Here is a 6,000-nt window from a genome sequence, read left to right as displayed (position 1 = left end):
ACTCGTTGTTGCGCTTTCTCGATGGATGGACATACACCTTCAAAAACGCGCCTAGATTGTGAGCCAGCCTGAAAGACTGAGCATGCAAGGAGTTATTCAGAGGCTCCCTAGCGGCCTGCCACCAGATGGGTGGCCTGTTGTGCTTCCCAGCCACCGCCCAGTGCCCGATACAGATCGGTTTCATTGCTCAGTTGCTGGCGCTGCAGGCTGACCCGTTGCTGGCGGGCGGACAGCAGGGTGCGCTGGGCATCCAGAACCGCCAGATAATCGTCGGCACCTTGTTCATAGCGCTGTTGTGCCAGTGTCAGGGTTTGGCGAGTGGCTTCCACCAGCGCCTGCTGTGCCTGTGCCTGACGGCTCAGACTGTCTCGGGCTTCCAATGCATCCGCCACTTCCTGAAATGCCACCTGCACCGCTTTTTCATAGCTCGCCACCGCCTGGTCACGGCGCACCCAGGCAAGATCCAGGTTGGCCTTGTTGCTGCCACCGGTGAAGATCGGCAGGGAAATGGCGGGGCTGAATGACCAGGCTTTGGAGCCGCTCTCGAACAGCCCGGACAGCTCGCTGCTCATGGAGCCGTAGGCGCCGGTCAGCGTGATGCTCGGGAAGAACGCGGCACGTGCCGCACCAATGTTGGCATCGGCGGCGCGCAGTTGATGTTCTGCCTGACGAATATCCGGTCGCTGGGTCAGCAGGTCCGATGACAGACCCGAGGGCACCGGTGCCACCAGATCCAGCGCGTCGTCGCTGAGCGACACCGGCTGCAGCTCGGGCAGAGGGCCGCCTACCAGCACGGCAAGGGCGTTGTAGTCCTGGCTGACCTGCCGCTCGAAGCTGGCCTGATTGGCGAGGGCGCCCTGCAGGGCGATCTGCGCCTGACGGACATCCAGCTCGGTGCCGAGCCCGCCTTCATAACGGCGCTGGATCAGATCCAGTGAGGATTGCTGGGCGGCCACGGTCTCGCGACTGATCGCCAGATTCTGCTGGTCTGCCATCAGGGTCAGATAGCTTTGCGCGACCTGGGCGACCAGCGCCAGGTGGCTGCTGCGCTGGGTTTCTTCGCTGGCCAGATAGTTTTCCAGGGCGGCGTCCTTGAGGCTGCGCACCCGGCCGAAGAGATCCAGTTCCCAGGCGGTTACCCCCACTTGCGCACCGTATTGGCTGCTAAGGGTGGACTGACCGGTGCTGGACAGGTCGCCGGGGAGGCGCTGGCGGGTACCAGTGCCCTCTGCCGTGACTGACGGGAACAGGTCGGCACGCTGGATCTGGTATTGGGCACGCAGGGCGGCCACGTCCAGTGTCGCCAGCCGCAGGTCCCGGTTGTTTTCCAGAGCGGTACGTATCAGCTGTTGCAACTCTTCCGACCGATACAGGTTTTCCCAGCCGGGCAGGGTGAGTTCGCTGGCCGGCTGACTGTCGCCCAACTGGGCGGCGACCGGGGAATCCGGGGCGTCATAGCTGGGGGCGAGGGTGCAGCCACCCAGCATCAGCCCGCCCAAAAGGGCGAGCGTCAGCGGGGAACGTTGCATTTAGGTCTCCGACGTTTTGCTCTTGCCGTTGAGCGGCACGCCGGACAGCTTGCGTACCGCCACATAGAACAGCGGGATAAAGAAGATCGCCAACACGGTGGCGGTGAGCATGCCACCGAACACGCCGGTGCCGATGGCGTTACGGGCGCCCGCGCCAGCACCGGTGCTGATCATCAGCGGGGTGACGCCGAGCATGAAGGCCAGTGAGGTCATCAGGATCGGGCGCAGCCGCATGCGGACCGCTTCCAGTGTTGCCTTGAGCAGGTGTTCGCCTTTCTGTTCCAGTTCCAGGGCAAATTCTGCAATCAGGATCGCGTTTTTCGCCGATAGCCCGATAGTGGTCAGCAGGCCCACCTGGAAGAACACATCGTTGTCCAGCCCGCGGAAGGTGGCGGCCAGAACCGCACCCAGTACCCCCAGCGGAACCACCAGCATCACCGCAAACGGGATCGACCAGCTTTCATAGAGGGCGGCGAGACACAGGAACACCACCAGCAGCGACAGGGCGTAAAGTGCTGGTGCCTGATCGCCGGACTGGCGTTCCTGATAGGAAAGGCCGGTCCATTCAAAGCCAAAGCCAGCAGGCAGCTTGGCGGCCAGTTCTTCCATGGCGTCCATGGCGTCACCGGTACTGTAGCCGGGGGCCGCGTTCCCCTGGATGTTCACCGAAGACACCCCGTTGTAGCGTTCCAGCTTGGGCGAGCCGTAGGTCCAGTGCCCGGTGGCAAAGGCCGAGAACGGCACCATTTCCCCCTGGGCATTGCGCACGAACCAATCGTTGATGTTTTCCGGCAGCATCCGGTACGGCGCATCAGCCTGTACGTACACCCGTTTTACCCGGCCACGGTCGACGAAGTTGTTGACGTAGCTTGAGCCCCAGGCAATTTGCAGGGTGTTGTTGATGTCACTGATCGACAGGCCCAGGGCCTTGGCTTTCTGTTGGTCGATATCGATCTGGTACTGCGGGCTGTCTTCCAGACCATTGGGCCGTACGGCGGTCAGACGCGGGTCCTGGCTCGCCATACCGAGCATCATGTTGCGGGCATTGATCAGGGCTTCGTGGCCCTGGCCGGATTGATCCAGCAGCTGGAAGTCGAAGCCACTGGCATTGCCCAGCGCCGGAATTGACGGCGGACTGAGGGCGAACATCATGGCTTCACGAATGGTGGAGAAGTAGCCCATGGCGCGCCCGACCACATCATTGGCGCCGTCCACCGACAGATCCCGCTCGGACCAGTCTTTCAGGTTAACGAACGCCATGCCGGCGTTCTGGCCGCGGCCGGTGAAGCTGAAGCCCGCCACAGTGAACAGACCATCCACCGCATCGGATTCTTCGGTGAGGTAGTAGTTCTCCATTTTCTTGAGCACGTCTACGGTCTGCTCCTGGGTGGAGCCCGCAGGCAAGGTCACCAGCGTGAACAGGATCCCCTGGTCTTCTTCCGGCAGGAAGCTGGACGGCATGCGCATGAAGCTGAAGCCCAATACCCCGACGATGACCACGTAGATAAACAGGTAGCGACCACGACGACCGAGGATCTTCTCCACGCTGCCTTGATAGGAGCGGCTGCTCTTGTCAAAGCTGCGGTTAAACCAGCCGAAGAAGCCCTTGTTGGTCTGGTGCTCCCCGTCCTTGGCTTTGAGCATGGTGGCACACAGGGCCGGGGTCAGGATCATGGCTACCAGTACCGACAGCACCATGGCAGACACGATGGTGATGGAGAACTGGCGATAGATGGCACCGGTGGAACCGGGGAAGAAGGCCATGGGAATAAAGACCGCCGATAGCACCAGGGCAATCCCCACCAGCGCGCCGGTGATCTGGCCCATGGATTTGCGGGTGGCTTCTTTGGGCGGCAAGCCGTCCTCGTGCATCACCCGTTCCACGTTTTCCACCACCACGATGGCATCGTCCACCAGCAAACCAATCGCCAGCACCATACCGAACATGGTCAGGGTATTAATGGAGAAACCGAAGGCGGCCAATACCGCGAAGGTGCCCAGCAATACCACCGGCACGGCCAGAGTGGGAATCAGGGTGGCACGGAAGTTCTGCAGGAACAGGTACATCACCAGGAAAACCAGGATGATGGCTTCGAACAGGGTGTGGACCACTTCCTCGATGGAGATGCTCACGAAGGGAGTGGTGTCGTAGGGGAACACCATCTGCATCTTGTCGGGGAAGAACGGCTCCAGCTCTGCCAGACGGGCGCGCAGCGCTTCGGCGGTATCCAGCGCGTTAGCGCCGGTGGCCAGGTTAATCGCCAGGCCGGCGGCGGGTTGGCCGTTGTAGCGGCCTTGCACGTCAAAGCTTTGAGCGGCCAGTTCCACGCGCGCCACATCTTCAAGGAACACCTGGGAGCCATCCGGGTTCACCTTGAGCAGAATGTTGCGGAACTCTTCGGTATCTTCCAGGCGAGTCTGGGCGATGATGGTGGCGTTCAGCTGCTGCCCTTCCACGGCAGGTGCCCCCCCCAGCTGACCACTGGCCACCTGGTTGTTCTGCACCTGGATGGTCTGGGTCACATCCTGCGGGGTCAGGTCGTACTTGTTCAGCTTGTTCGGGTCCAGCCAGATACGCATGGCATAGGGTGAACCGAACAGCTGGATCTGGCCGACGCCGGCAACCCGGCTGATCGGGTCCTGAACGTTGGAAGCCACATAGTCGGCCAGGTCGGCACGGGTCAGGCTGCCGTCCTCGGAGGTGAAACCCACTACCATCAGGAATGAGTCGGAGGACTTGGTTACCTGCATCCCTTGTTGCTGCACTTCCTGCGGCAGCAATGGGGTGGCCAGTTGCAGCTTGTTCTGTACCTGAACCTGGGCGATGTCCGGGTCGGTACCGGGGGCGAATGTCAGGCTGATCTGGGCATTCCCGAATGAGTCACTGCTGGAACTCATATACATCAGGTTGTCGATGCCGTTCATTTGCTGCTCGATCACCTGGGTGACCGAGTCTTCCACGGTTTTTGCCGATGCACCGGGGTAGTTACCCGAGATGGAGACCTCGGGTGGTGCGACGGTGGGGTACTGCTCAATGGGCAGGGTGTAAATCGCCAGCGCACCGGCCATCATCATGATGATGGCGATCACCCAGGCGAAAATCGGTCGGTCGATAAAGAATCTGGCCATGAAAATCCCGCTTGTGGTTAGGCTGCGTTATTACTGTGCTGCGTTTTGATCCCCGCCGTTGGCGGGGGCCTGGGGTGCGGCATCTTGCTGGGCATCCGCCTGCTCGGTATTGACCGGATTCACCGGCATGCCGGGCTGGATCATCTGCAGTCCATCAATCGCCAGACGGTCGCCATCGTTGAGACCGCGGGAAATCAGCCACTGACTTTTCACCGCACGCTCCGTTTCCACTTTCACTTTCTGCACGGTGTTGTTGCTGTCGATGACCATGGCAAAGGCTTGCCCGGTGGGGTCGCGGGTGATGCCCTTTTGCGGTACCAGAATGGCATTTTCGCGCTGGCCTTCCGGCAGGCGGCCACGCACAAACATGCCGGGTAGCAGCTCGCCGTCCGGGTTGGGGAACAGGGCACGCAGGGTGACAGAACCGGTGCTTTCATCCACGGCATACTCGGAAAACTGCAAGGCGCCGGGTTTGTTGTAGGCCGAGCCGTCTTCCAGAATCAGGGTGATACGCGCTTCATCTTCACTCACTTGCTGCAGTTCGCCGGCGGCCATGGCCTGGCGAAGCTGGCGCAAGTCATTACTGGACTGGGTCAGGTCTACATAGATCGGATCGAGTTGACGAATGGTTGCCAACGCCTGAGCCTGGTTGGCGGTGACCAGGGCGCCTGCGGTCACACTGGAGCGACCGATGCGACCACTAATAGGCGCCTTGATGATGGCGTAATCCAGATTGATCTGGGCGCTTTGCAGGTTGGCTCGGGCCGCGGCCACCGCAGCCTTGTTTTCGTCCAGCTGGGCCTGGGCTTCGTCGTATTCCTGTTGGCTTACGGCTTTGTAGTCGAGCAGTTTCTTGAATCGCTTGGCGCGCAGCCCGTTGGATTTCAGCGTGGCCTGAGCCCGTGAAAGCTCGGCGCGAGCAGTGGCCACCGTGGCTTCATAGGTGCGGTCATCAATCTGGTAGAGCGGTTGTCCCGCTTTCACTTCCTGGCCTTCCTCGAACAGCCGCTTTTCAATGACGCCGCTCACCTGTGGGCGTACTTCAGCGATCTGGTGCGCGGTGGTGCGGCCCGGGAGTTCGCGATTAAGGGTGACGGTCTTGGCTTTGACGGTCACAAAGCCCACGTCCGGGGCTTGTTGTTGCTGTTGTTGGGCTGGACCGCTGTCGCCGCAGGCTGCCAGCTGGAACGCCAGAAGTCCTGTCACGATGGAATAAAGGATACCGCTGCGCATAGTTTTCTGTCCTTGCAAACACCCCAGTACCGCTGCACGGAAGGCAGATCGATGGGCTTGAAAAAAGAGTGAATCACGTTCATTATATATACATTCTCGCGTGTATGTA

The 6,000-nt window shown here is 60.8% G+C and carries 3 protein-coding genes; all 3 read right to left on the bottom strand.

What is annotated here, in order from left to right:
* Positions 1-107 precede the first annotated feature (107 nt).
* From Q672_RS24675 to Q672_RS24665, 3 genes are read right to left on the bottom strand one after another with little or no spacing between them, the layout of a single operon-like run.
* On the bottom strand, positions 108-1,529 hold the full coding sequence (locus Q672_RS24675; RefSeq protein ID WP_022985139.1) for an efflux transporter outer membrane subunit: 1,422 nt from the start codon (positions 1,527-1,529) through the stop codon (positions 108-110).
* Positions 1,530-4,658: an efflux RND transporter permease subunit gene (locus Q672_RS24670; protein ID WP_022985138.1), complete on the bottom strand. Its 3,129-nt coding sequence runs from the start codon at positions 4,656-4,658 to the stop codon at positions 1,530-1,532.
* A gap of 30 nt (positions 4,659-4,688) precedes the next feature.
* Positions 4,689-5,891 (bottom strand): efflux RND transporter periplasmic adaptor subunit, encoded by a 1,203-nt coding sequence (locus Q672_RS24665; RefSeq protein ID WP_022985137.1) that lies wholly within the window; start codon positions 5,889-5,891, stop codon positions 4,689-4,691.
* Positions 5,892-6,000: the final 109 nt, after the last annotated feature.

Source organism: Alcanivorax sp. P2S70 (genome assembly GCF_000475295.1).
GTDB classification, from domain to species: Bacteria; Pseudomonadota; Gammaproteobacteria; order Pseudomonadales; family Alcanivoracaceae; genus Alcanivorax; species Alcanivorax profundi.
Note: the sequence above shows the minus strand (reverse complement) of the source record. Positions and strands in the feature narration are given on the sequence as shown.

What these genes read in the sequence shown, in the direction of transcription:
- Q672_RS24675 (WP_022985139.1), bottom strand. Translation starts at nt 1,529, where the DNA reads ATGCAACGTTCCCCGCTGACGCTCGCCCTTTTGGGCGGGCTGATGCTG.
- Q672_RS24670 (WP_022985138.1), bottom strand. Translation starts at nt 4,658, where the DNA reads ATGGCCAGATTCTTTATCGACCGACCGATTTTCGCCTGGGTGATCGCC.
- Q672_RS24665 (WP_022985137.1), bottom strand. Translation starts at nt 5,891, where the DNA reads ATGCGCAGCGGTATCCTTTATTCCATCGTGACAGGACTTCTGGCGTTC.